This is a genomic window from Selenomonadales bacterium 4137-cl (assembly GCA_032334055.1).
GTDB lineage: Bacteria > Bacillota > Negativicutes > Sporomusales > UBA7701 > Anaeroselena > Anaeroselena agilis.
On sequence record JAUOZS010000001.1, the window covers coordinates 798,565 to 823,466 of the forward strand.

The 24,902-nt window shown below is 56.5% G+C and carries 26 protein-coding genes, 1 riboswitch and 1 other annotated feature; of the genes, 15 read left to right on the forward strand and 11 right to left on the reverse strand.

Annotated features, from left to right (window positions below):
* Positions 1-788: 788 nt before the first annotated feature.
* From Q4T40_04145 to Q4T40_04155, 3 genes are all read right to left on the reverse strand, one after another.
* The gene (locus Q4T40_04145) at positions 789-995 is read right to left on the reverse strand and encodes a hypothetical protein (GenBank protein MDT8900433.1); all 207 of its coding nucleotides are present in this window, start codon (positions 993-995) and stop codon (positions 789-791) included.
* Between the two features lie 110 nt (positions 996-1,105).
* A complete protein-coding gene (locus Q4T40_04150) occupies positions 1,106-1,264 on the reverse strand; it encodes an antibiotic biosynthesis monooxygenase (protein MDT8900434.1) in 159 nt (52 codons plus the stop codon).
* A 24-nt stretch (positions 1,265-1,288) separates the two neighbouring features.
* Positions 1,289-1,786, reverse strand: coding sequence for a nitroreductase family protein (locus Q4T40_04155; protein MDT8900435.1), 498 nt, complete (start codon positions 1,784-1,786; stop codon positions 1,289-1,291).
* A gap of 133 nt (positions 1,787-1,919) precedes the next feature.
* On the opposite strand from Q4T40_04155, the gene Q4T40_04160 reads away from it, so the two are divergent.
* Entirely contained in the window at positions 1,920-2,294 is a 375-nt protein-coding gene (locus tag Q4T40_04160; GenBank protein ID MDT8900436.1) for a helix-turn-helix domain-containing protein, read from the forward strand.
* 332 nt (positions 2,295-2,626) lie between these two features.
* Positions 2,627-3,232, forward strand: a complete 606-nt coding sequence (locus tag Q4T40_04165) for a flavodoxin family protein (protein MDT8900437.1) — start codon at positions 2,627-2,629, stop codon at positions 3,230-3,232.
* A gap of 357 nt (positions 3,233-3,589) precedes the next feature.
* Here Q4T40_04165 and Q4T40_04170 read toward each other — a convergent pair whose 3' ends face one another.
* Positions 3,590-4,270, reverse strand: coding sequence for a TraR/DksA C4-type zinc finger protein (locus tag Q4T40_04170; protein ID MDT8900438.1), 681 nt, complete (start codon positions 4,268-4,270; stop codon positions 3,590-3,592).
* Between the two features lie 333 nt (positions 4,271-4,603).
* Between Q4T40_04170 and Q4T40_04175 the strand changes: the two genes are divergently transcribed.
* Positions 4,604-4,816, forward strand: coding sequence for an alpha/beta-type small acid-soluble spore protein (locus Q4T40_04175; protein ID MDT8900439.1), 213 nt, complete (start codon positions 4,604-4,606; stop codon positions 4,814-4,816).
* A gap of 93 nt (positions 4,817-4,909) precedes the next feature.
* On the opposite strand, the gene Q4T40_04180 is transcribed toward Q4T40_04175, so the two are convergent.
* Positions 4,910-5,632, reverse strand: a complete 723-nt coding sequence (locus tag Q4T40_04180; protein ID MDT8900440.1) for a polysaccharide deacetylase family protein — start codon at positions 5,630-5,632, stop codon at positions 4,910-4,912.
* A gap of 153 nt (positions 5,633-5,785) precedes the next feature.
* Here Q4T40_04180 and Q4T40_04185 point away from each other — a divergent pair, with 153 nt between their 5' ends.
* The 5 genes from Q4T40_04185 to Q4T40_04205 all read left to right on the forward strand — a co-directional run bounded on the left by Q4T40_04185 (position 5,786) and on the right by Q4T40_04205 (position 11,484).
* Entirely contained in the window at positions 5,786-8,116 is a 2,331-nt protein-coding gene (locus tag Q4T40_04185; GenBank protein MDT8900441.1) for a xanthine dehydrogenase family protein molybdopterin-binding subunit, read from the forward strand.
* An 81-nt stretch (positions 8,117-8,197) separates the two neighbouring features.
* Positions 8,198-8,569: a hypothetical protein gene (locus Q4T40_04190; protein ID MDT8900442.1), complete on the forward strand. Its 372-nt coding sequence runs from the start codon at positions 8,198-8,200 to the stop codon at positions 8,567-8,569.
* A 14-nt stretch (positions 8,570-8,583) separates the two neighbouring features.
* Positions 8,584-9,270, forward strand: coding sequence for a DUF421 domain-containing protein (locus tag Q4T40_04195; protein MDT8900443.1), 687 nt, complete (start codon positions 8,584-8,586; stop codon positions 9,268-9,270).
* Between the two features lie 334 nt (positions 9,271-9,604).
* Positions 9,605-11,119 carry a hypothetical protein gene (locus tag Q4T40_04200; GenBank protein ID MDT8900444.1) on the forward strand — a complete coding sequence of 505 codons (1,515 nt, stop codon included), beginning with the start codon at positions 9,605-9,607 and terminating at the stop codon, positions 11,117-11,119.
* A gap of 14 nt (positions 11,120-11,133) precedes the next feature.
* Entirely contained in the window at positions 11,134-11,484 is a 351-nt protein-coding gene (locus tag Q4T40_04205) for a hypothetical protein (GenBank protein MDT8900445.1), read from the forward strand.
* A gap of 56 nt (positions 11,485-11,540) precedes the next feature.
* Here the strand turns inward: Q4T40_04205 and Q4T40_04210 are convergent, their stop codons facing one another.
* The gene (locus Q4T40_04210) at positions 11,541-12,431 is read right to left on the reverse strand and encodes a radical SAM protein (GenBank protein ID MDT8900446.1); all 891 of its coding nucleotides are present in this window, start codon (positions 12,429-12,431) and stop codon (positions 11,541-11,543) included.
* Positions 12,432-12,464: 33 nt separating this feature from the next.
* Positions 12,465-14,372, reverse strand: a complete 1,908-nt coding sequence (gene nadE / locus Q4T40_04215; protein MDT8900447.1) for an NAD(+) synthase — start codon at positions 14,370-14,372, stop codon at positions 12,465-12,467.
* Between the two features lie 201 nt (positions 14,373-14,573).
* Here nadE and Q4T40_04220 point away from each other — a divergent pair, with 201 nt between their 5' ends.
* From Q4T40_04220 to cobT (Q4T40_04235), 4 genes are all read left to right on the forward strand, one after another.
* The gene (locus Q4T40_04220; protein MDT8900448.1) at positions 14,574-15,530 is read left to right on the forward strand and encodes a threo-3-hydroxy-L-aspartate ammonia-lyase; all 957 of its coding nucleotides are present in this window, start codon (positions 14,574-14,576) and stop codon (positions 15,528-15,530) included.
* A 117-nt stretch (positions 15,531-15,647) separates the two neighbouring features.
* Positions 15,648-16,244, forward strand: a complete 597-nt coding sequence (locus Q4T40_04225) for a hypothetical protein (GenBank protein MDT8900449.1) — start codon at positions 15,648-15,650, stop codon at positions 16,242-16,244.
* A gap of 66 nt (positions 16,245-16,310) precedes the next feature.
* Positions 16,311-16,496, forward strand: a riboswitch (cobalamin riboswitch).
* Between the two features lie 93 nt (positions 16,497-16,589).
* Positions 16,590-17,669, forward strand: a complete 1,080-nt coding sequence (gene cobT, locus Q4T40_04230) for a nicotinate-nucleotide--dimethylbenzimidazole phosphoribosyltransferase (GenBank protein MDT8900450.1) — start codon at positions 16,590-16,592, stop codon at positions 17,667-17,669.
* Complete coding sequence (gene cobT, locus Q4T40_04235; protein ID MDT8900451.1) at positions 17,663-18,751, forward strand: nicotinate-nucleotide--dimethylbenzimidazole phosphoribosyltransferase; 1,089 nt, start codon at positions 17,663-17,665, stop codon at positions 18,749-18,751. Before cobT (Q4T40_04230) ends, cobT (Q4T40_04235) begins: the two co-directional genes overlap by 7 nt.
* A 50-nt stretch (positions 18,752-18,801) precedes the next feature.
* On the opposite strand, the gene Q4T40_04240 is transcribed toward cobT (Q4T40_04235), so the two are convergent.
* Positions 18,802-19,473, reverse strand: coding sequence for a hypothetical protein (locus Q4T40_04240; protein MDT8900452.1), 672 nt, complete (start codon positions 19,471-19,473; stop codon positions 18,802-18,804).
* Between the two features lie 236 nt (positions 19,474-19,709).
* Positions 19,710-20,033, reverse strand: a complete 324-nt coding sequence (locus Q4T40_04245) for a hypothetical protein (GenBank protein ID MDT8900453.1) — start codon at positions 20,031-20,033, stop codon at positions 19,710-19,712.
* A gap of 153 nt (positions 20,034-20,186) precedes the next feature.
* Between Q4T40_04245 and Q4T40_04250 the strand changes: the two genes are divergently transcribed.
* Positions 20,187-20,795, forward strand: coding sequence for a L,D-transpeptidase family protein (locus Q4T40_04250; GenBank protein ID MDT8900454.1), 609 nt, complete (start codon positions 20,187-20,189; stop codon positions 20,793-20,795).
* 48 nt (positions 20,796-20,843) lie between these two features.
* On the opposite strand, the gene Q4T40_04255 is transcribed toward Q4T40_04250, so the two are convergent.
* Positions 20,844-21,317 carry a hypothetical protein gene (locus Q4T40_04255; protein ID MDT8900455.1) on the reverse strand — a complete coding sequence of 158 codons (474 nt, stop codon included), beginning with the start codon at positions 21,315-21,317 and terminating at the stop codon, positions 20,844-20,846.
* 195 nt (positions 21,318-21,512) lie between these two features.
* Positions 21,513-21,766 (forward strand) — a binding site (T-box leader).
* Positions 21,767-21,828: 62 nt separating this feature from the next.
* Here Q4T40_04255 and pheA point away from each other — a divergent pair.
* Complete coding sequence (pheA, locus tag Q4T40_04260) at positions 21,829-22,701, forward strand: prephenate dehydratase (GenBank protein MDT8900456.1); 873 nt, start codon at positions 21,829-21,831, stop codon at positions 22,699-22,701.
* A gap of 11 nt (positions 22,702-22,712) precedes the next feature.
* Positions 22,713-23,726, forward strand: coding sequence for a 3-deoxy-7-phosphoheptulonate synthase (gene aroF, locus Q4T40_04265; protein ID MDT8900457.1), 1,014 nt, complete (start codon positions 22,713-22,715; stop codon positions 23,724-23,726).
* On the opposite strand, the gene Q4T40_04270 is transcribed toward aroF, so the two are convergent.
* Complete coding sequence (locus tag Q4T40_04270; GenBank protein ID MDT8900458.1) at positions 23,727-24,791, reverse strand: HD domain-containing protein; 1,065 nt, start codon at positions 24,789-24,791, stop codon at positions 23,727-23,729.
* Positions 24,792-24,902: the final 111 nt, after the last annotated feature.

The following is a 24,902-nucleotide window of genomic DNA, read 5'->3' on the forward strand; positions in this document are numbered from 1 at the left end:
TAATTTATAATCCCGGGACAATTGCCGAATGCGTTAAAACAAGTAAATACTTTATCTTTCCACGGCTAAAGACGCAAAATAAAGACGGAAAGGATGGAAAATTATGAAACGGATATGGGTGTCAGCGTTTTTATTTGTTTTCCTTTTAGCCTTCGGTCAATTGTCAGCTAGGGCCAATTGGAGCGATCACTTCAGTTCGCCGCAGATTATTGGGCCGGGAACAAGCGTTACATCCGGGCAGGTTCTGGATACACTGACGCCGGAGTTTGCCTTTAAAGGGGGTAGGATCTGTCAGTTTTATTTATATCTTCGAAGATAATTCCCCGCTTACTTTGGCGGAAGAAGTGTCTCAAAAACGCAATCCAATTTTTGTTTGCCGGGCGCTGTCCACTTCGCTCAAAATTCCCGAAGGTGTTCTAAAACCGGGAAATAGTTATTACTGGTATGTAAAATCAATTCATAATCTGGGAACAAAAAGCGAATGCGCCAAAACAAGTGAAACACTTTATTTCGCTACTGCCAACGATGCCAAGTAGAAGATTGAAATTACCGGTGTGGTGCCGGTGTTTTCTTTTAATCCGTTTTGACCGCTCAATGCACGTTGAGTCGGTAGTTTGGCTGCAAAGAAAACATGACTGATGAAGTCAGAAAATGCCCGTTGCCGGAAGGTAACGGGCATTTAAAAAATTTTCGGCAGGCCTTCCGTATGGTTGAGCTTTCGTAAGGCTTTAAATTTTTGCTGATTTCCCGCACTTTCTTTTCCGGTATTTGCAAGACCAGCAGTACTTTTACAAACTGGCAAGCTCTCTCAAGTAATATTCAGGGAGGTTCGCCTGGTTGGGATCGCCTATATCGGGCAATGCTGGAAAATTTGCTGATGAAAAAGCAAACTCTCTTTGTGATAAACCAAAGAGAGTTTTTTTGGCATAAGCCCTTCCGTTGGTTGCTATATCTCGATCTTGGCACCGAGAATTTTGGTCAGCGTGCTCAGCCATTGGGGGTGGTCCCACCAGCCTCTGTGCTTCCGTGTTCTGTTTGAAGGTCAGGAAATGCGGCGACACCATATGGTTCTGCCATATCTGCCTGCTCTCCCGGCTTTCGTAAATCAGGAAGGGGCGGAATCATCGATGGAGGTGTGCAGCCGGTACTCCAGGCAACCTTCCTCGGCACGTGTGGCGTCCACCAGGCCGACGAGTTCCCGCTGCACCTTTTTCTCCGCTCCGGGCAGGCTTTTAACCGTTGCTACGATCGTAAGCTTAGACAAAGTAAACACCCCCAATCCGGTCAATTACCATGTGTCGTAATGGACCCGGCTTCGGTCATACCGGTTGCCGGCTTCGGGAAATTCGTCGGGATAACCGATGGAGACGACGGAAAACGGCGTGATCGCCGCCGGCAGCTTCAGCAGTTGCTTAATCTCCTGCACGTTCTGCCGGGGATGGACACCCAGCCACACCCCGCCCAATCCATTAGCGACGGCGGCGGTAAGGATATTTTCTGTCGCTGCCGCGCAGTCTTGCACCCAGTAGTGTTTGAAATCTCCCAATTCCTCGGTTGCACAAACCACGATAGCCAGCGGAGCTTGGTTCAACATGAAAGCGTAAGGATGAACTTCGGCGATAGACGCCAGGATGTTCCGGTCCCTCACGACTACGAAATGCCACGGCTGCTGGTTGGCTGCGCTGGGGGCGGACATTGCCGCGTGCAGCAGGTCGCGGACGATTTCGTCGGCTACCGGTTGCGACGTGTATTTGCGGATACTCTTTCTCTTTAACAGTGATTCCATACGTTTCTCCTTTTTGATTTGATTAACAAAGCGCTTTGTTAATGCTATAATATTACTGTATTATTCCAGCGGCAAGTATGCACTAATTTGTGCAGTAGTATTATTATGGGAACCATGGAAAGCGGGGCTAGCGATGATAAAGCACCTAAAGGCAAAGTACGACGAGGGGAAGTTCGCCTGCGAAGTGGAACTGGTCCTGTCTGTCATGGGCGGCAAGTGGAAACCAATAATACTGTGGCATCTGGGGCAGAGCGGCACTCTTCGCTATGGGCAGCTGAAAAGATGCATAAAAAAAATAACTCCCAAAATACTGATTCAACAGCTCCGGGAACTGGAACAAGACGGCATAGTGGCTAGAAAAGAATATCACCAGATTCCGCCGAAGGTTGAGTACTCCCTCACATCCGAGGGGGAGGAACTGATTCCGATCCTCACGGTGCTGTGCGAGTGGGGTAAAAAGCGCATCCTCGGCGAGGAACCGGCTTCGTCATGCAATGCGATAGTGTGAGCGAGGATACAGATAACAAACTGACTTTGCGAGGGTTATGGCCGCAAACTGTAGATTATTTTCTTCACCCGTTCGCGCTCCTCGAAGAACATTGAGTGCGTGGCGTTGATAGAACGGGAGTGGTTGGCTTCGAAAGGTTTGCGGGCATTTAGGAAATTTGAAGAGTGCTCCGTCCCGTGAGATATGGGGACGAAGCACTCTTTAGTTTGGCTGCGAGCCTCTCGCCGGAGGCGGGGCTGACGGAGAAGCCGGAGCGGCTAGGCGCATTGGCACGACTAGGCGCTTGGTTTCATATTATAATAAAAGCGGATTTGGCCTCGTAAGGAGGAAAAATGAAAGTAATTGCTTTTAACGGCAGCCCCCGCAAGGAGGGCAATACCTATTACGCGATGAGCCTTGTCGGCGAAGAGTTGCTGCGGGAAGGAATCGGATTTGAGGTCGTTCAGGTCGGCGATCAGTGTGTGAGAGGCTGCATGGCTTGCAAAAGGTGCATAGTGAATCAAAACGAACGCTGTGTTATTTGTTCCGACGATGTAAATGACTGGATTCAAAGGATGAAAAGAGCCGACGGCGTACTGCTAGGATCGCCGACATATTACGGCGGCGTTGCGGGACCGATGAAGTGCTTTCTGGACAGAGCCTTTTACGTTATCGGCGCCAATCAGTCGCTGACTCTGCTTATGTGGTATAAAGTCTGGGCGGCGGTGGCGGCTATGGGACGGGCCGGAGGGGTTGCGGTCTATGACAATCTTAGCCGCTACTTTAGCGGTTACAAATGGGTTTGCCCAATGCCAACTGGTTTTCCTGTGATTTTTGGCGATGAGCCTGGTGACGCTAAAAAAGACGCTCGTGGAATCCAAGTCATGCGGATATTGGGTAAAAGCATGGCTTGCCTGCTAAAAGAAGTATCAGCAGCGGTGGAAGGACGGCCAGGATAGCAGACCCAGTTGATAAGGCTATAAGCAAGCGGGAATGCGCTTGGGCCGATGTGTCGCTGCTTCCGGAGTTGTCGCGAATATTTGGTGTCGACATTGAAGAAATACTGTCCGGGGAAATGACAGTAAACGCCCCATTAGGTGTATGTATTACTTACCCTTTAGGCTAAGCTGGAACCCCCTGATGGTTGAAAAAACGGCCGCCGCCCCATAGAACGCAGCCAACATGTTCCACCTCTGGGAGCGCTTTAAAGCCATGTTCAGACCCTCTTCTCATTAGGAATCTCTCGTTTTGTATATTATGCTATGCTAAACAGGATAAGTCGGTAACTCATATCAGAATAAGAAGGGAGAGACCGGTTAACGGTCTCTCCCTTCTTCCATTTCCGCTGCTTCTTTCTCGTTCCGGGGGCTACGGGTATGGCCGGTGTCGTCCGGGATGGAATCCGCCAGATCCACGATACCCTCGTGCTCGTTGCTATTGGGCCAAAGCGCCTTGTAATTGTAAGTGCCCGGGATGTCCTGGGGAGTGTCCGAGCTTCCCCATCTAAGGACTGCCTGAAGAGCGTCCTCGCCGTCGAAACCGACGAAATCCGACTGCACAGTATCCAGGAATGTCCGATGAAAAGGGGGCGCAAGGATTTCTTCTTCCAAAGGGCGGGGAGTGGGGTCGCCGTTACCGTCGGTTTCCTGCTGACAACAAATGCAAAGGGAAGCCCACGGGACCGCGTCCAGCCGTTCCCGGCCGATGGCGCGGCCACATTTCTCGCAGGTCCCGTAAGTGCCGGCGGCCATTTTGTCGAGCGCCGTTTCGACCCGCTCTAGAAGGATATGCTCGTTGTCGCGGAGGGCCACGTCCTTGCTGCGTTCGAACATAACGTCGCCGAGATCGGCGGGATGGTTGTCATACATTGACAGTTCTCCCACCGAGTCGGACATCGTATCGCCGATGCCTGTTTCTTCCAGGCGGCTTATCATATGCGTCAGCTTATCCTTTTCGGCAAGAAGTTTTTCCCTGGTTTTTTCCATGCTGTTTTCCACAAAAGCATCCCTCCCCGAGGTTAGCATGCTTAAAAAGCTGCCGCGCAATAAGTGGCATTTTCTATCAGGCATGTCTTGTATGCGGCCGCAGAAACTAGGCTTAGAAAAGGGGGGACGACAATGACAGACGAAAAGCGCATCGCCGATGCCAGAGTAAACTATCCGGTAAAACAGGGGACGAAGGTCACGGCGACGCCCGGGCTGCCGAGCGAGAGGCCAAAGCCGAAGTAGTTATCTGTAGGCAAAAAGAACAGGATTTTCAACGCATTATCAAAGAAGCGGATGACCAAGCTATAATCAGGTTCAATTATGTATCACGAGGAGGGCGAAGCGATGTCTAGAAGCCGTCAGGTTGTGAATCCTGCCGCCGAACAGGCGCTCGACCGTCTCAAAGAGGAAACGGCAGCCGAATTGGGGCTGCAAGATTACGGCAACCGTTACAAAGGCGCCATCACTTCAGCCGACAACGGCCGGGTCGGGGGGCATATGGTACGGAAGATGATCGAGTCGTATGAGAATACCTTGTCGAGCGGTACAACCAAGTAATTGAAGTAGGCGTAATATCCGGAGGGGGTCTGAAACGTAGGGGTTCAGACCCCCTCCGGATATTACGGACTAAGAGGAGGCCGGACTGCCGCCTCAGTCTACACTGTATTTCGGGCGTTCTTCATAGTAACGAAGCAGTTCGCTGACGGTCAAAAACTCGTAGCCCTGCTCCTTCAGCCGGTCGATTATGAGGGGGAGGACTTTACTCGTGGGCAGGGGCCCAATTCCGTCATGGAAGAGAATTATGCCGCCCGGTCTGGTGTTTCTGAGCACGGACCTGACGATTCCCTCGCCCGAGGAGTACCAATCGTGGGAATCCACCGACCACAAAACGATGGTGTAATCTCGTCGCGAGGCCTCGTCGAGAAGGGTGTGGTCGTAGCCCCCTCCGGGCGGCCGGAACAGCGTGCACTTGATCCCCAGAGTTTTCGCAAGCAGTCTGTCGGTTCGGTCGAGTTCATTCAAAAGTTTTTCTTTGTTTATATGGCTGAGTCTGACATGGGTAAAGGTGTGGTTGCCGACTTCGTGGCCTCCGGCGAACTCGTCCCGAACATATTGCGGATATTTCTCCACCATTTCGCCGACGACAAAAAAGGTGGCCCGCACGTTCCTGGCCCTTAGAATCGAGAGAATTTCCGGTGTCTTTTTGCCTGGTCCATCATCGAAGGTGAGGGCGACAATTTTGTGGGTGGTTGGTATGTATTTTACGACCCGGGCGTTGTCGGCCAGCGTTTTTTCTACTTCGCTTCCCAGTAAGGCGAGTGCCGCCAGCCCGATGCCCAATAGAAGCTTCTTCTTTACTATTGTTATTACCATTACCCGCTTGCCCCCCGGTAAGAGATTCTAATATATATGATTACGGAGGGCAGATGATACGCTGAGCGGCAGTATGAGCCGGTCTCGCTTTTTTGGCATAGCGGTAAAGTGATTTGGAAAAACTTATCTTACCAAAAGCGAGGGGATGAGCATATGTCAGGGCCTATTGGGTTGGATATGCAAAGAAAAGAAGCCTGGGATAAGGTGACGGGTGCAGCCAAGTACACGAACGATTACGTTGTGCCGGGGATGCTTCACGCCAAGCTTGTCACCAGTCCGCATGCCCATGCCAAAATTGTCGCGCTGCATTCCGATGAGGCTCTGAGGGCTCCGGGTGTCGTGGCCGTCCTGACCGGTGAGACCTATCCGGTCTTATGCGGTTCGGTACTCGCCGACCGACCTCCGATTGCCAGGGGCAAAGTCCGCTATTTCGGCGAACCGGTGGCCATGGTGGTGGCGACCGGTGAACCTGAAGCCATCAGGGCGGCGAAGCTGGTCAAGGTCGAGTACGAGTGTCTTCCGGTGATCAATTCCGTGCAAGCTGCGGTGGCGGAGGGTGCCCCGCTCGTGCACGAGGACCTCGCCGGCTACGAGCACGTTATCAAAGAGGTTTACCCCAAGCCGGGCAGCAACATCTGTCATCACGTTCAGATCCGCAAGGGGGATTTTGCCCAGGGATTTGCTGAGAGCGACGCGATTGTGGAGGCGTCCTATTTCCTCCCGCAGTCAGACCATGTCGCCATGGAGACCAGAACCGCGCGGGCGGAAATTCTGCCGAGCGGCCAGGTCGTGATAACGACGTCTACCCAGGCTCCCTTCTCGGTTGTGAAGATGATCAGCAAGAATTTCCAGCTCGGCGAGCAGGAAATCACGGTCAAGACGCCGCTGGTGGGCGGAGGGTTCGGGGGCAAAGCATCCGTGCAGTTGGAGATTCTGGCTTATATGGCTTCGCGGGCCGCCGGCGGGAGACTTGTCAAAATCGCCAACACCAGGGAAGAAGACTTCGTAACTTCTCCTTGCAAGCTTGGGTGTGAAGGACGCGTCAAGCTGGGCGCGACCAAAGACGGGCTGTTCAAGGCCGTGGAGCTGGAGTTTCTCGTCGACGTGGGCGCGTACGCGGACACCGGCCCGCGAATGACGGAGGCCGCCCTGGTCGACGGAACGGGCCCGTACAAAATAGAAAATGTATGGGGTGATGGGTACTCCGTCTATACGAATCATCCCTATGCGACTTCTTACCGGGGGTTTGGGCACATCGCCGCGGCGTTCTGCATCGAGCGGACGATTGATAAGCTGGCGAAAACCCTTGGCCTCGATCCTTTGGTTATCCGGGCTAAGAATGCCATCATACCCGGCGAGACCACGTCCACCCAAGTCGAGGTTACGGCGAGCAACGCGGGCAATTTGGCCGAGTGCCTGGAAAAGCTTGGACAGGCGGTCAACTGGCAGGAAGGGACCCGGATCGACGTCGGCAACGGGAAGATAAGGGCGAGAGGCATAAGCTGCTTCTGGAAGACCTCCAGCAGTCCGTCAAACGCGTCCGCCGGCGTGATACTGACGTTCAACAATGACGGCAGCCTAAACTTAAACACCGGGGCCGTCGAGTTCGGGCCGGCGACCAAGACGACCGCGGCCCTTATTCTCGCCGAGAAGCTTAAGATGGATGTCAGCCGCATCCGTATTTTCACGGAGGTCGACACGTGTGTGTGCCCTCATTATTGGAAGACGGTCGCCAGCAAGTCGACGTTCATGATCGGCAACGCCGTGCTGGCGGCTGCCGACGATTTGATCAGGCAGGTCTGCGACACTGCGGCGGTAGTGATCGGCTGCACGCCGGAGGAGCTCGATGTGGCCGAGGAATGGGTGTTCATGAAGAACGACCGGCAAAAGTACCTTGCCGTTAAAGATGTCGTTCACGGCTATAAATTTCCGAACGGGAATGCCATCGGAGCACAGGCGATCGGCAGGGGCAGCTACATCATGCCTGAGCTCACGCCGCTGGACCCCATAACCGGCAAGGGGAAACCCGGCCCGTATTGGACGCCTGGCGCCCAGGCGGTGGTGATCGAGTATGACCCCAAGGACAATACCTACCGCTTTATAAAGGCGGCCACCGTTATCGACGCCGGCCGGGTGATTACGCCGAAAACGGCCCGGGGCCTTGTCATGGGAGGGATGAGTATGGGGCTGAGTCTGGCCAGCCGGGAGGAGTTCATCTTCGCGGACGACGGAACCGTCACTGATACGAGTCTGCGTACTTACAAGACAATCCGCTTCGGCGAAACGCCTGAATACATCGTCGATTTCGTGGAGACTCCATGCCTTGACGGGCCTTACGGTGCGCGCGGCTTGGCCGAGCACGGGATAATCGGTATGCCGGCTGCCCTGGCGAACGCCCTGTCGATGGCGGCGGAGGTCGAACTCGATTATCTTCCGTTAGTGCCGGAGTATATTTGGCAGTCCAAAACCGGGGGACAGGTGTAACGGCCAGAGCCGCAGTTGCCGATAGCAGTTGGAGTATGGCTTGCACTTAGCGATAAGGATCTATGACAGGGAGGTGTGAATTTGTTCGATCGAACTGAAATTTCATATTACATTATGGCCGCGTGGATCATCGGCTTGGCTGCGATGACGGTGTTATTTAATTTTGCCATTCCCCACCGGGAAATGAACAACAGAATCGATGCCTTGACCAGCCAAATCGAGGTCGGCGAATGGCAAACCGCCGCCAATGAAGTGGAAGTTATCAAGATGCTGTGGGAGAGGAATAGGTTTATTATTCAACTGGCCAACGCCAGTGAAGAGATGGTGGTCTTTGAAGAGCGCCTGGGGGAACTGGGGCAGGCTGTAAAACATAGAAATTCGGCAACTCTGCCGTCGGCAGGGGCGCTGAAAAAAATGGCTGCATCGGTAACGGACCCCTTTCCGGGGCCGTAGAAAGAGAGGGAATTTTGGACGATTTTCTATCCTACACCGTCAGAGTCATTTTGATATTTGCTTTTACCTATTTCGCCGGCAGGATATTGCCTAAAAAGGCTATTGCCCAAATGACCGCTTATGAGTTCACGGGCGTGATGCTGTTCACAACCGTGGCCGCCGAACCGCTGGTCACGAAGGTGACTGTCAAAGCGGTGTACGGGCTCGGGTTGATAATTACGTTGATGTTGTTGGCGGCGCGGCTTTCGTTATGCAATAAACTGGTCCGCATAATGGAGCACCAGCCGTCGGTAATCATAAATAACGGGCAGATAGACGCTCGGGCGATGAAAGAAACCAGTATGTCGATGAACCAGTTGATGGGCTTGCTTCGCCAAAAGGGTTACGATAATGTGCAGAACATCGCGGCTGCGGTGATTGAACCGCAAGGCAATCTGTCCGTCATTCCCAAAGCCGGATTCAGGCCGGTCCAGCCTGACGACCTAAATCTTACCCCACAGCCTGCAGGGATGTGTCTGCCGCTGATTATGGACGGGCAAATAATCCAACCTAACCTGAAGTATAGCGATCTCACGGAAGACTGGCTGGTCCAACAGCTCGCCAGACAGGGGGTTGTGGATTTTAAAAGCCTTCCGCTCGTGCAGTTAGATCCTTCGGGCAAAGTGCTGGTCATTAGGTCCGATGCCGTTGAAAGGCAATAGCAGGACTAACCTCCTCGATGCCGCCTTCTTGAAAAAAACATTTCGGCACGCGTTAAAAATACAAGGACCGACTGGCTTCAGTCGGTCCTTGTTTTCTGCCTGCCCGTTAAGCTTGCGTTTCCGTTCGGAGGACGGATAAGAATTTCTGGCTGTACGGTATAGGGGCAAACGGGCAGATACGAGGCAGGGCAGGTTTTTGCAATGCATGCAGCGCCGGGGAATAACGATGCGGGGAATTTTGCTGGTAGCCGATCCTCCTTGTTGCCGCCGCTGGCGGCCTTATCCGCGAAGTGGTATAATGAGTCTAGCTTTTGGCTTAAGGAGAAAACGCACCTTGATGAAAAACGTCTATGACGAGGTAAAGCACTTTTTTGAGGAGGAAATGGCCAACAGTCCGGCGGTAAGACGCGACTGGGTCGAGGGCTTTCTGCGCCAAAAGGCGTGGGGGGGCGCCGGGGAAGACGGGCTTAGGGATAATTGGACCAACCTCCGGATGTTTTTTCTTTACCTGGACCATACCGGGGCCGTCGACATCGAGGATATTCCCCGCAGGGAATATAGTCGGGTGATAAAGTGGCTGGCGGTCCACGTAAAGGGATTCAAGGCCACTCTGAAACCTGTGCGGCGCTTCTTCAGCGTGCTGATCGATTTCTATCGTTATCTGGCTTTGAAGAAGCATGTGACCGATACGAGCGGGCTGGAGCAGGCGGCCGAGGAAATTGCCGGCGGCAAGAGGATTAAACTGGAGGACCGGAATACGGTCATGCGCAAAGCCGTCGATACTCTTGGCGAAGAGCTCGACCAGGTTGTTAACGATATCGTAGAGGGACTGATGCTCAAGCTGGGCGCGTTTTTCCAGCAAAAGGAGTTTAACGACGACTTTCAGCGGGCGCTGTTCTTGTTTGCCGGGCCTTTGAGCACCCTGCCGGACACGGAACCGGGGGAATTCAATCTTTTTTGGCAGGAGTTCTGGGACTTTTTCCTGTTCGATTACCGTCTTCTGGCGAGCGACGAGACGCCGATCAGGCATTTTGCCGCTGCCCACCGGGATGTGTTCAGCGGTGAAGAACGACAGATAATGGACGAATTGCTGAACGCCCGTTTTACCGTTTTTACCGTGCATCGCGTTCTGTCGCCCGAATGGGTCGAGTGTGTCAATATTTTTACCGGCGATAAGTTCCGACTGCCTCACCCCGAGTTCGACTATAAGACGATGAAAAGACTGCTTTTCTTCGGGCATGTTTTTGCGCGTGACACCGTTATGGTAAACTACATCACCAGTGTCGAGCTTAGCGCTAATCTCCTCCGCCGCATCAAGGGGGAAGCGGAGCAACAGAAGGCGATCTTCGATATCCAGCAGCCTGGGGCGAACTGGGAGGACTTTTTCGACCGCCACGCCCTTGCTTTTCGCCACACGGTCGACTCGCTCATTACGTTGGCCAGGGTTAATGTCACCCCTTTTTCCCAACTGGAACGCAAGTTTCCGCAGATCATAGCCAAGCGGGAGCCTGATGCGCGTGTGAGCCGCCTGTTTGCGAAGCTAATGCCGGAATACGGTTTTTCGAAACACGACCGTGATCTCGCCCAGCGACTTTGGCACGACTATAGTCAGCTGGCGGTTAACGTGATCCGCAAGCCCGGTGCATGGGCGGCCGCCGTAGTGTATGCGTACGCCCAAATCAATTCTCCCCAGGGAATAGCGGCCGAGCAGCTTGCCGCCGACTTCGGCGTGTCGACCTCCAGCGTCTACGCTAATCGGGACAAGATTTTCCGGGTGCTGGAACTGGCGAAGTTCGATCCCCGTTACCTCAATGAAGAAGGGTTCGTATATTCCTTATTCATGTCCTGACGGGAGGGATTAAGATGAAATGTTCGATCTGCGGCCGGGATATTGCGCCGGACGAAAGCGCGTGCCCGTATTGCCGGGAAAGTGACGGGCAGGTCAAGGTGCTAACCTCGGCCGAGCGGGAGAGCTTTCAGGGGGTCACCCTGGACGACGGCCCGTCGGAGGAGGAGCGCCGGTACCAATACGAGCGCGGCGGCCAGCGAATACATGTCCGTCAGTTTTCCTTTGGCGGCAAGTCGAGTTTACTGACCAAGCTAATCATTCTCGCCGTCATCGGTGTAGTTGTTTTTGTCGTTTTGCCGGTGTTTTTCCTCTTTTTCGCCGCCGCAGGCTTGCTCTGGTTCATCGTCAGCCTGTTGCGCCGTTAGGGAATCGTATAGGGACCTGAAACAAAAGCCGCCCGGAGGGCGGCTTTTATGTCGGGTCAGAACGAGCCTGTATTGTTGTAGGTGGGGGTCGTTTTATTCTTGAAAACCTCGAGCACTTCGTCGATGTCGGTTAGAAGCTGGGCTTTGTCGTGGGGCAGCGTCCCGGCCAGGGGCAGGAAGTTCGATACATGATTGCTGCGGAAGATGCAGGGGCCGGTGACGTCGATATGCTCCATCATCAGCTTTAGTTCCTGCAGCAGGCCGTAAGGGGAGAGGGGCCGGAAATCGCCCCGGTCGGCCGCCGCTCGCAGGGGGGTTCCGTCATGGAGCATAAGGGTGAGGGCGCTGAGCATCGTGGGGCTGATGGCGCTTGCCACCCGGGCGGTGCCGAGGGCGTGTTCACGGGTGCGCTCTTCGCCGCCCAGGCCGAGGATGACCATGACCGACAGCTTGATACCGGCCTCGAGAACCCGGCGTCCGGCGGCGATCATTTCAGCGGCGGTGCCGCCCTTGCTGACTTTCTTGAGTACTTCGTCGTCGCCGCTTTCGACGCCCAGATAGATGATTTGCAGGCCGGCCGCCTTGAGGGCCGCCAGTTCGTCGGGCTTTTTGCGCAGGATATCCTGCGGCCCGCCGTAGCAGGTTACGCGGGAGAGTTTGGGGAAGGCGGCGCGCAGTTTGGCAAGGATGGCGAGCAGGCGGTCGGTTTTGAGGACTAACGCGTTGCCGTCGGCGAGGAAGATACGCCTTGTCTCCGGCCAGTAGCGTGACGCTTTGTCGATGAGGGACGCAACTTCTTCGTCGGGGCGGGCCCGGAATTGCACCTCACGGTACATGCCGCAGAAGGAGCAGGCGTTATGGGAACAGCCGATGGTTACTCTCAGGATGAGGCTGTTGGCTTCGGAAGGGGGGCGAAATACCATGCCTTCGGCGTTGTCGAAATACATTGGTTTATTATCCTCCGGAATTTGTTTACATTCTTAGCGGGTGGCGCCGAGGAGTTTTTCCTTAAGTTTGTGGTAGGCGGCCGTGAAGTGCGGCCCGTTCTGGGCTTCGCGGTGGTCGAAGCCGTAAGCTCGACGGCTTACTGCGAGCACCGGCGGCGCCTGGATGCGCTTGGCAACCGCCAGGCCGGTGTAAAGCCGCCACCACTTTTCGAGGTCGGCGATGAATTCAGCCGCCGATGGGAAAAGGCGGGCCACCAGGCCGTTTTCGCAGCCGAGTTTCGCTTCAAGTTCGCCGGCTGCATACCAGGCGAGGATGTCTTCGGGAGTCGCCCTGTCCCACCATTCCATGAACGACCGGAAAAGATAGTCATGGTAGGGGTATACCAGCGGGTCGCCCTTGCCCTCGTCCACCGCCTGTTCGGGGGATAGCTCGGCGCTGGGGACAAGGCGGAACACCGACGCCGGGATAACTTCGCAGCCGTAGACGACATCGTTGATGTATCCGGCGACGGCGTAAACCTGATGCTTCCAGAGATCGGCGAGCGCGGCCAGGAAGCCTGCCTGGTCGCCGTAGAGAGTGGCGTAGCCGACGGTAAGCTCGCTCTTGTTGGCGTTGCAGGTGAACCCGCCACCGAAAGCCGCCGCCAGGCCGGCCAGGACACGGGCTGAACGGTCTCGGGCCTGAATGTTCTCGGTCATAAAAGGAGTGACGGTCAGACGGGAACTGCTGCCATCCCGCATGTTTACGATTTCCGTTTGCCTGAACTGATTTACGGTGAAATCGACCGCGTCCTGGATGGGCACTACGGCGTACAGGCAGCCGAGGTTCTTCGCGAGTTCTTCGGCAAGGTTTTTGGTGGTGGCGGAGTTGTAGACGCTGGGAAGATTGACGAGCAGTACATTGCTCGGACCAAGAATGTTGGTGTAGAGAGCGGCGGCAAGGGCCGAGTCGATGCCGCCCGATACGCCGATTACGACCTTTTTCAGCCCGACCTGGTCCAGGAACTTTGCGGTGCCGTAACGGAGCGTCTGGAAGACGATAGGGATCCCCTGGTCGTCGGGAACCGTTGTCACCGGCGCCAGGTTTTCGCCACTTATGTCGAGGTCGAGGTCGACCGTCATCATGGCGGGAGCAAAAGGCGGACAAAAGGCGACGATCCGGCCGCAACCATCGTAGACGGTACTGAAGCCGTCGAAGGTGTACACCGTTTTGCCGTTGTTCTGGAGGCCGACATTGTTAACATAAGCCAAGGGGATGCCGTTTTCCTGCGCTTCTTTCGAAAAGACGCGGTTGCGCTTATTGTTTTTGCCGAGAGTGAAGGGTGAACTGGAAATGTTGACGATCAGTTCGGCACCATTATTTTTTAGGGCTGAGACCGGCTTGAGGCCGTAGTCGTCACTCCAGCCGTCCTCGCAGAGGATACAGCCGATATTGACTTTTCGGCCGCCGATGGTTACGGCGACCGGCCGGAGAAGTTCGGCAGGCTGCCGCCCGAGGTCCAGGGCCAGTTTGCGCAGGCTGTAGAAATGGCGAGAGTCGTCGAATTCCCGGTAATTTGGCTGGAGGGATTTGATGCGAAAAGGATAGGGAAAGTGATCGCCGCCGAGCAGTTCGCCGTCCTGGGCGACGAAAAAGGCGTTGTATTTTCGCACCCGGCCGTCGTCGCCGCGTTTAGCCCAGTCGAGGCCGACGTTGCCGAACATGACGCACAGACCGCGGGAGGCGGCGACGATGCGGCGGCCGTATTCCTCGCAATCGCGGAGAAAGGCCTGCTGCTCCCAAGTATCGCCGAGAAGGTAGCCGGGCACGGCCATTTCCGGGAAAACTACTATTTCGACTTTTTTTGCGCGGGCCTCGTCGATCATCGCCAGCATCGCCGCGCTATTCAGGTCCGGCCGTCCCGGGACTACTTCCATTTGGGCCAGGGCTATTCTAATCAAAAAAGGTCACCTCACGTGTTGACGATCAGGAATTTTCCGCCGGGATAGTAAAAGACAGGAATGTTGGCTGCCGTTGTGGAAATGCTTTTATTATCATTCTCTGCCGGCAGGTTTATTCCTTTCGCCCCGGGCAAAATGCGCCCGGAGTCTGCCTGCGGGATACAGTGAAGGGTCGGGGTCCGGCCCAAAGGAGATGACAAGATGTTTGAAAAAGTGCTGGCCGCGGCCGGGCGGATCGATGGAGTGGCCCACCGTACACCGGTTATGACATCGAGGCTTTTGAACGAGGTTGCCGGCAACGCCGTCTTTCTTAAGTGCGAGAACTTTCAGCGGATGGGCGCCTTCAAGTTCAGGGGCGCGTACAACGCGGTGACGGCTTTACCGTCCGACGAACGTGCACGGGGCATCGTAACTTATTCCTCCGGCAACCACGCTCAGGCGATAGCCCTTACCGGCAGCTTGCTGGGGATTGCCACCACCGTCATCATGCCTTCGGACGCGCCGGCGGTCAAGTTCGCCGCCACAGAGGGGTATGGGGCGAAAATCGTTAAGTACGATAAGGAAAGTACGACGCGGGAAAAGGTGGCTGACGAATTGATGGCCCAATACGGGTATACGCTGATCCCGCCTTTCGATCACGAGGATGTCGTGGCCGGACAGGGAACGTCCGCCAAAGAACTTATCGAGGACGTCGGCGGCCTGGATTATGTTTTCTCCCCGTGCGGCGGCGGCGGATTGCTTTCCGGCACTGCCGTCAGCGCCAAGCATCTTCTGCCCGGATGCCGGGTTATCGGTGTCGAGCCGGAGTTGGCCGACGATGCCGTTCGCTCGTTCAAGACAGGCGAACTGCATTCGGTTAAGAACCCGCCCACGATCGCCGACGGGCTGCGCACGCCGTCGCTGGGGAAAATCACTTTCCCGCTCGTGCGCAAGTACGTGGACGATATGGTAACAGTCAGCGAGGAAGAGATAATCAGCACGATGTACTACCTGTGGACCCGCCTTAAGATCGTCGTAGAACCCTCCGGGGCCGTAGGCCTCGCGCCGCTTTTCCACCGTAAACTGCCCTTTACCGGCAAACGGGTCGGCGTTATTCTCAGCGGCGGCAACGTCGATGTGCGGGAGGCCGGCAAGTTGTTTGCCGCGGTGCGCGACTGACGAGGAAAAATTTGTGGTCATTGGGAAGAATTACAGGGAAAAGCTTTATGGCGGCGAACAATAATGTTGTGGCGGATTGATAAGGCAACGCCATGTCCAAAGGGGAGATTTCTTCGCATGCGACGTTTTTTGCTCGCTCTTGTGGTTGTTTCGGTCTTGAACCTCTTGTCCGCGCCGCCGGCGGTCTATGCGGAAGAGGGGGTAATTTTCCACAGACCGACGGTTGCTATGCTGCCGGTAATCAACAACTCCGGCCAAAAACGGACCGAGTACATTACTGAGATCGTCACCGAAGCTTTGTACGCCAAGTTCGGCTCCGGTCGTTACCTGTTGGTGGACGGCCAGACGCTGGATGATGCCCTGCGTCGTCAAGGCATCGACGATATTCATGCGGCAAGCGACGCCGCTCTCTTTGGTGCCTTGAGGAACCTGGGAATCGATTACGCCGCCAGGGCTGAGATTCACCCGCTCATCGTCCGGCAACGGGTTCACTTTCCCGATGTTTTCTTGCTTATGAAGGCCTGGTCGGCTTCGGTGCCGGTAACTTTCGCGGTCACTAACGTCCGTACAGGCGGCTATGCGTACGAGGCATATTTCAACGAATATGCCAAACACGATTTCTTTATCGGCTTTGCCGACCGCCACCAGGCGATTCGCCTCGCTCTCGACAAGGTTGTGGAGAAGTTCGCCCAGGAGCAGATCAGCCTAGAATAAGGATATGAGGACGGATTCCCCTGGGTAAGATTTGACTGAAACGACGGACGGTTGGTATAATAACACAGAATATTATACGGTTGAGGTGCCCCCGTGCTCAGCGGGGGATAATAGGGAAGTCGGAGCATGTCTCATGTTGCCGCGCGGTCCCGCCACTGTACCGGGGAGAGCCTGCATTGCCACTCGCTGAGGGGAAGGCGCAGGATCCAGGAACCGGGAGCCAGGAGACCTGCCTTTGCCGTCGGTACGAACCTTCGAGGAAAGGTGAGTAATCTCCCGGTCGTTTTCGGCTTTTTGGGGGTTATTCACCCCTGAGAAGCCTTTTGCATTTTAAGGAGGTATTTCATGAAGTTGCTTGAGGAAACATTGGCGGCGATCGCGCCACCAGACGCCGGGGTGATGGCCAAGGTTCAGGCGAGGCTGGACAGTCTGACAAAACCGCCGGGCAGTCTCGGCAGGCTTGAGGATATCGTGCGCCAATACGCCGGCGTCACCGGCGAGGAGCGGCCGGCCATACCCAGGAAATGCATGGTGCTGGCGGCCGCTGACCACGGCGTCGCCCGGTTGGGGCTCAGCGCTTACCCGATAGAGACCACCATTCACATGACCAGGAACTATCTTGTTTCCCGGGGGGCCGGCGCCAACGCACTGGCTAAATTCAGCGGCGCCGACCTGGTCGTCGTTGATGTGGGGATAGCGGGCGATATGTCCGATGTTCCGGGGCTGTGGCATCGCAAGATTGCTTACGGAACGGCCGATTTTACCCAGGGGCCGGCCATGACGGGGGATCAGGCGGTCGCAGCGCTCGAAGCCGGTATCGAAATCGTTGCTGATCGGGTCGGTAAAGGTTATCGCTGCTTCAGTATCGGCGAGATGGGTATTGGCAACACGACCTCAAGCGCAGCCATAGTAGCCGCTTTCACCGGGATAACCCCCGAACAGGCCACTGGCCGGGGCACGGGAATCTCGGACAGTCGCCTGGCCACCAAAATAGACGCTGTCCGTAAAGGGCTGGCAGTCAATAAACCCGACCCAACCGACGGTCTCGATGTCCTGGCCAAGGTGGGGGGGTTCGAAATCGGCGCCCTGGCGGGCGCGATCCTCGGCGCGGCCGCCAAACGCTGCCTGGTCGTGATCGACGGCTTTAACGCCAGCGCCGCTGCGCTTATTGCCACTTCGCTATCGCCCGTCGCCCGCGAGTACCTCCTGGCGTCCCATCTCTCGGCCGAGCCGGCCCACACGAAAATGCTTGAGCGTCTCGGCCTTGAGGCATACATCGATATGGGTCTCCGCCTTGGCGAGGCGACCGGAGCGTCATTGGCCATGGATCTTCTCGATGCGGCGATCATGATGCTGGCCGGGATGGCTACTTTCGCCGAGGCGGGCGTCTGCGGCGACAGTCGGGAGGTCTGTAAATCATGCTAAAAGATACGATTGCTGCGATAGGCCCTCTGGATGAGACGGCGATGGCTGACTGCCAACTGCGGATCGACAACCTGACCAAGCCCTTGGGAAGTTTACACGGCTTAGAGCGTCTCGCGGTCCTGATGGCCGGCATCACCGGACGGGCGAGGCCGCGGGACCTTGTGAAGCACATAATCCTCATGGCTGCCGACCACGGGGTGGCCGCCGAAGGCGTCAGCGCTTATCCGCGGGAAGTGACCCCTCAGATGGTGATGAATTTCTGCAACGGCGGCGCGGCCATCAATGCGTTCGCCCGCCATGCCGGGGCGCAACTGATACTTGTGGATATCGGCGTTGCCGTCGAACTCCCACCGATGCCCGGTCTTTACCGCGAGAAGGTCGCTCCCGGCACTGCCAATATCGCCCTTGGCCCGGCAATGACCCGCGAGCAGGCGCTAAGGGCGATCGACGTAGGCATAAGGATGGCCCGGGTTGCCGTGAGCAAGGGAGCGGGAGTCATCGGCCTGGGCGAAATGGGGATCGGCAACACTACTCCCAGCACGGCGATAATTGCCAGCTACAGCGAAAGACAACATACCGAGCTTACCGGCCGCGGCACCGGGTTGTCGGCCGCCGCTATCGCTCACAAGGCTGACATCATCGCCCGCGCCCTGGCCGTGAACAGGCCCGACCCCGCCGATCCGCTCGATGTGCTCGCCAAGGTGGGCGGCTTCGAGATTGCCGGACTGGTGGGCGTTATCCTCGGCGCCGCCGCCGGCCGGGCGGCGGTGGTTATCGATGGCATAATCACGAGCGCGGCGGCTCTACTGGCGGTGAAGCTGGCCCCCGCCGCCGGGCGGTACCTGGTCGGCTCGCATTTTTCCTGTGAACCCGCCCATCGAGAAGCCCTGAAGCTTATCGGTCTTGATGCTTACCTCCATCTCAACATGCGGCTGGGGGAGGGGACGGGGGCGGCTCTCGGCATGAGGCTGATCGACGCCGGGCTGCATGTGCTCAACGACATGAAGACGTTCGGCGAGGCGGCGGTAGCGGTCGCCCAGGACGGCCCCGGGGCGCTCAGGCAGAGCGCTGATATCGTATAACTAAATAACAAAAAAAAACGCTCGTCTGGCGACGGGCGTTTTTGGTTACGTTACGGCAGTACGACCTCTGTAAGGGCGCACAGATTGCTCCAGACGCGGAAGGTGCCGCCGAGCACAGTGAAACCGCCGGGGAAGACCGGGCCGAAGACGGTGACGAAGCCGAGGAAGTAGAAAGGCGGGAAGAAGGTGGTGGCGGTGCTGATGACCGAGATGAAGTGACGGCTGACTTCGCCCAGCTGGCCGGCGATGATCCAGCCGCCGAGGGTGGCGATGGCGACGTTCTGACCCTCGAGTTCCTCGAGTTCGCAGAACAGTTCACGCTGCGGGCGTTCGCCGGCTTCGTCCGCACGGACGCTCATGGCTAGAGGCGGGCCGGGGGGGACGGCTGCGTCGAGAACACCCTGCGGGGGGAAGGGAGCGGAGAGAGGCGGGAAGAGGAACGGTCCTTCGACGATGTGGGCAAGGTTGCAGACATCCACGTACAGTTGATTGACAAGCAGCGGGAAGGCCAGGGTGGGGTTAGGGGGACGGTACTGGACGAGGGTGAGGCCGCCGATGCCCACCGGGGGAACCATGCTGATGATACAGTCGTCGATGCGGCCTACCCGGCCGAAAATGGCCGTGCCGTCGATGAGCAGCAAGAGAACGTTACGTTCCCTGAAATCGGCCAACTCCTCCAGAATCTCCCTATTACAAAAATGATGTAACGGGGTATTTGCCATTCGATAAACCTCCTTCACGATAGCTCATGGCGATTTCTAATATAGGTTATGACAAATTGACCGAATGTGTTCCAGAAAGGCGCTACGTACGGGCTTGCAACGGTCCGCGCCGTCAATGTGTCCCGGGATTCACGGTCTTGTGCAGAATAATATATACAAAGCGTAGCCGGCAGGGGAAAAACCTCAGCCCGCGGGCTGAGGTTCGACAGTTGGCGTTGCCGGCCGCGGACTGTTTTTTAACTGGTAGTAGGGCAAAATGTGTTGGCGGCATTGTCGACGCAGTCCCCGGACGGTCCGATGGCGATATCTTCGGCGTTGATTCTCACCAGATCGCCTTCGTCGAACAGGGTGGGTTCGATCGTTACCCTCTCACCGGTGGTGGTGATCAATTCCGGGGGGCAGCTTAGGAGGACGTAAATAAAGCGGTTGTTGTTCGGCGTAAAAGGCGCGGGGGGGAAAACCGGAGGCGGAGGCTGAAGCAGTCCCTGGTAAACGATTCTATTGTTGGTTACAACTCTAACGCCAGTTGGCAGGGGTTGACGATTTTTTACTTTGGCCATCTAGTATCACTCCTAAAGAATTATAATCGGGCTATATTACTATGTTATGAAACTCGTTATGTAATAGTTACTTGTTTGATTGAGCCCATCTTGGCCAAGCAGGAAATATATTTTAGGGCGAGAAATAAACCGCATATGTCTGGGGGTGTTGAAGTGAGCGGAGTTTTTCGGCAACAGCCTGATAGTTTGCAGCGCCTGGAAAGGCGAACCGGTCAGGCGGTAGTGGTGCGTTCTGACGGGGGAGAGACAACGGTGGCCGATTTTGTCGCCTGGGAGCGCCGAGGCGATGAGTGGCAGCCTTTTTTGGCGGCGGCGGCGGTCATTGGCCGGAGCGGGTTTATTTCGGCGGCCGGCAAACATGAGGGCGACGGGGGCACGCCGACTGGCGTATACCCCCTCAGTCTTGTTTTCGGCTATTCGGCAACAGCCGCCACAGGGATGCCATACCGCCAGATAACCGCAGATGACTGCTGGGTCGACGACCCTGCTTCGCCGCAGTACAACACCTGGGTGAGCGGCAAGCCTCAGGCCGCGTCGTGGGAAAAGATGCTCCGGGCTGACGGTCTATACCGCTACGGCGTCGTCGTGGAATATAACACTCGCCCCGTAATCGCCGGTAAGGGCAGCGCTATTTTCGTCCACCTCTGGCGGGGGCCGGGAGAGCCGACAAGCGGCTGTGTCGCCGTGGCCGAGGTCGATTTGCTGAAGCTTATCGCCTGGCTGGCGCCTGAAAAGAATCCGGTGATTGTAATCGGTGATTGACAAACAAAATCCCCGTCCTACGAGGACGAGGATTTGGCCAGCAATTGCTTACAGAGTGATTGTGATCGGAACTTCGCAGAAGGTTGCACTCGGACCGGCGTAAAGTATGTTTTCGACGTTAATCGCCAGGCAGGCGCCAACAGGGAAGGTCGTTCCCAATGCGGCCAGGGTGACTCCCGTTACTGCTCCTCCGGTAATTATGCAGGTAACGGAACTCAAGCTCGCCGCCGCCGCCGTTCTTGTGAGCTCCAGCAGGAGAAACTTGGTATCTTCTTCGATTTCCACATCGACGTCAACTTTGGGCGGTTCGCAGCACTTAGGCTCTTTGTGGTCCTTGTCGTCTTTATGGCCTTTCTTGAAGGGGTCGCCGCTCATGTCTTTGATATAGTCGTCCCATGTGAAGCGCTCGCCCAGAACTCCTCTGATCCTGCCTGTAAGAGTCTGAAAATCGCGAAGAACCACTGTTACTTCAAGGCAACCAGTGAAATCCAACCCGTGCGGGAAACCTTTTGGTTTACTCATGTTTGTCGCTCCTTTTTTGCTTATTCAGCTCGCGCCTAATGCATAATATGCAAGTTGTTATGGAAAGGTTACCTAAAGAGTTTACCTGGCGGGGACGGTGGGTGGTCGCCGGACTCGTTTGCCGGAAAAGAGTTTTGGATGCTGCTTGCTTTTTTTGGTATATTGTGATATGATCGTTTTCAACAACCATACAGCGTAAAAACCGTGAACAGGAAAAGTAGGCGTGGCGCCTTGTCGCAGAGAGCCGGGGTTGGTGGGAGCCCGGTACGGGTAAAATGCCGAAGTTCTCCTGGGAGTTGCAAGCTGAAGCCCGCACGGGTGGTAGGTGATGCCGGGAACCTTCGCCGTTACAAGAAGGGGGGTATCGGTTTCGGCCCGTACCCTCGGAGGTGACCCGCCGTTTGGCGGGTAACAAAGGTGGTACCGCGAGTTAAGCCCTCGTCCTTTACGGACGAGGGCTTTGTTTTTTTCCAGTGCAGGATCCCGATCAGTACTGAAGGAGGAGATCACAGTGTCAATAATCAACGCTTTGCCGGCATCCGAGCCCACAGTCGCCTACCTCGGTCCCCGCGGCACTTTCAGCGAGGAAATCGCGCTCAGTTTTTACCGGGGAGTTGAGGGCTGCTTTACGCCGTACGAGAGAATCGATGCGGTGATTCGGGCCGTGGCCGACGGTGAGGCGGCCGAGGGCATAGTACCGGTGGAGAATTCCCTTGACGGCTCAGTAAACATTACCCTCGATACCCTGGCCCATGAAGTCGATCTCCGCGTCGTCAAGGAGATGGTGCTGCCCATCAGACACAATTTGCTGGCAAGGGCCGATACCAAGCACATCAATGTTATCCTTTCCCACCCCCAGGCGCTTGCTCAGTGCCGCAACTACCTGCGCGAGCACTACCCCGGCGCCGAGCTGGTCGCGGTCGAGAGCACGGCGGCGGCCGCCTATCAGGTGGCCAGCGGCGCTAAGAATACTGCCGCCATCGGCAGCCTGCGGGCAGCAAGGCTTTATAATCTCGCGGTGCCGGCGGTGGACATCCAGGACAACCCGAATAACAGTACGCGCTTCATCGTTCTCGCGCGCGACGCGGCGGCTCCGGCGGGGCCGAATTGCAAGACTTCCGTAATATGCCAGATAAACGGCGAGAAGCCGGGTAGTTTGTACGAGATTCTCGGTGAATTCGCCCGCCGCCAGGTCAATCTGACGAAAATCGAGTCCCGGCCCGCCCGTACCGGCCTCGGATTATATATTTTCTTCCTGGATGCCGAAGGCAGCCTGGAGGACGGGAACGTCCGCGCCGCGGTCGAGGCGGTCCGCGAGAGAAGCATTTGGTTCAAGAGCCTCGGTTCGTATCCTATATGCCTGGTGAAACATAAGGCCGAGTGAGGAGGATTGCCATGGTAATCGTAATGAGACCCGACGCCGTCGACGGTCAAGTCCGCCACGTGGTCAACCGCATTGAGGCGGCCGGTCTTGCAACCTGCCTGTCGCGCGGACAGGAGAGGATACTGATCGGCATCGTCGGGGATAAACGGCTGATCGCAACTCTGCCGGTGGAGGTTTTTCCGGGCGTGGAAAAGGTTCTGCCGGTTACCGATAGCTATAAGTTGGCCAGCCGGCAGTTCCGCCCCGCATCGACGGTTATCGATGTCGGCGGTGTGGAGGTCGGCGGTGGACGCCTGGTGGTCATGGCCGGGCCGTGTGCCGTGGAAAGCCGCGCGCAGTTGCTCGAAGCGGCCGAGATAGCCCGCGAGGGCGGCGCTCAGTTCCTGCGGGGCGGGGCGTTCAAGCCGCGCACATCGCCGTATTCGTTCCAGGGGCTGGAGCGCCAGGGGCTGGAGTATCTGGCCGAGGCCCGGGAGGCTACCGGCCTGAAAATAGTAACCGAGGTCGTTGACGTGACCTCGGTGGCGATGGTGGCGGAATATGCGGATGTGCTGCAGATCGGCGCCCGCAACATGCAGAACTTCAAACTGCTGCAGGCGGTCGGCCAGGCGGGCAAGCCGGTGCTCCTCAAACGGGGGATAGCGGCTACCATCAGCGAATGGCTGCACGCCGCCGAATATATCCTCAGTGAGGGTAATTACCAGGTCATGCTCTGTGAACGCGGTATCCGCACTTTCGAGGAATACACGCGCAATACCCTGGATTTAAGCGCTGTCGTGGCTGCGAAGAAGCTCAGCCATCTACCGGTCGTGGTCGACCCAAGCCACGGCACCGGTCGCCGCGAACTCGTCGGGCCGATGGCGATGGCCGCCGTGGCCGCAGGCGCCGACGGTCTGATGGTCGAGATGCACCCCAATCCGGCGACGGCTCTTTCCGATGGGCCTCAGTCGCTAAATCCCGAACAATACCGGGAACTGATGGCGGCGGTGTTTTCGCTGGCCGATTTTCTCCGCCCGGCGGTGTAACTAGCGGATTACGTGATGGATGCGGAGCTCGGGGTCGTCGGCCAGGTCGAGGACTGCGCCGCTCGTAAGCTGAACGATCGAGCGCGAGGGCGACACCGAATTGAGGTATACGACCCGGGCTTCGCGGCCGTCGTTTAAGGCGACGATATTGCCGGAGAGGAAGTTGAGCATTCGGCCGGAGAAAAGCAGGCATATTTCCGGGTCGGCCCGGTGCTTGGCGTCGTTTATCATTTCCAGGCCCGAATAGGGACTGTAAACGGTGGACGGTTCGCGGTTAATGGTGAGGGCCTCGTCGTAGATGTCGGCGACGGCGACGATTTTGGCATATGGATGGATTTTTTCCCCCGGCAGGCTGAGAGGGTAGCCGCTGCGGTCGTTGCGCTCATGGTGCTGGGCGATGCCGGCTTTCACGCTGTCCGCGAGGTCGAGGCTCTTGACGAGCTCGAAGCCGTAGCGGACATGCTGTTTGTAATGGTCGTAGTCATTCGGTGGCAGCAGGTTGGTGCGATGAAGAATTGCTTGCGGGAGCTGGGATTTGCCGACGTCGTGAAGCAGGCCGGCTAAGGATACGGCGTTGACCACTTCCGGCGGATAGTTCATCCAGGTGGCGATAAGGGCGGCGATGACGCCGACGTTGACGCTGTGCTGGAAGGTGGCGTCGTCGCAGGGAGGCAGGTCGTAAAGCCGGTCGACGACATTGCCGGCAGCCTGCACGCCTGAAGCCAGTTCGTCGGCGGTGGCGGTGAACGCTTCCAGGGGGACTTCCTGATTGTCGCGCAGGGTTGAAAACGCCCGCTGCACAACACTGACCGACTTATTGTAGCTGTTGACGAATTGCTCGACTTCCCTGCTGATGATAGGGTTGACTGACGCTTCGCTGACTATATTGACAGTTGTGATTTGCCAGTTTCTCAGCTTGTTGATGGTGTGACTGCTGACAATGGTGCCTGCTCCGGCCAAAACGGCGCCGTCTCCTGAGACGAGGTCCTGGGAGAGTTCCATTCCCGGAACGAGCTGGTCGACGTGAAGTTGTACCGTCCGGCGGGTGGTCACCCTTTGCGTCATTCACATTTTCCCTTCAGAAAAAATGCCTGTTTATGGTAAATACGACGGTGATGCGATTTTTTCCTTTTGTTGTTCCTGGCGGAAGGTTAATTTTTCGTGAAGATATGACAA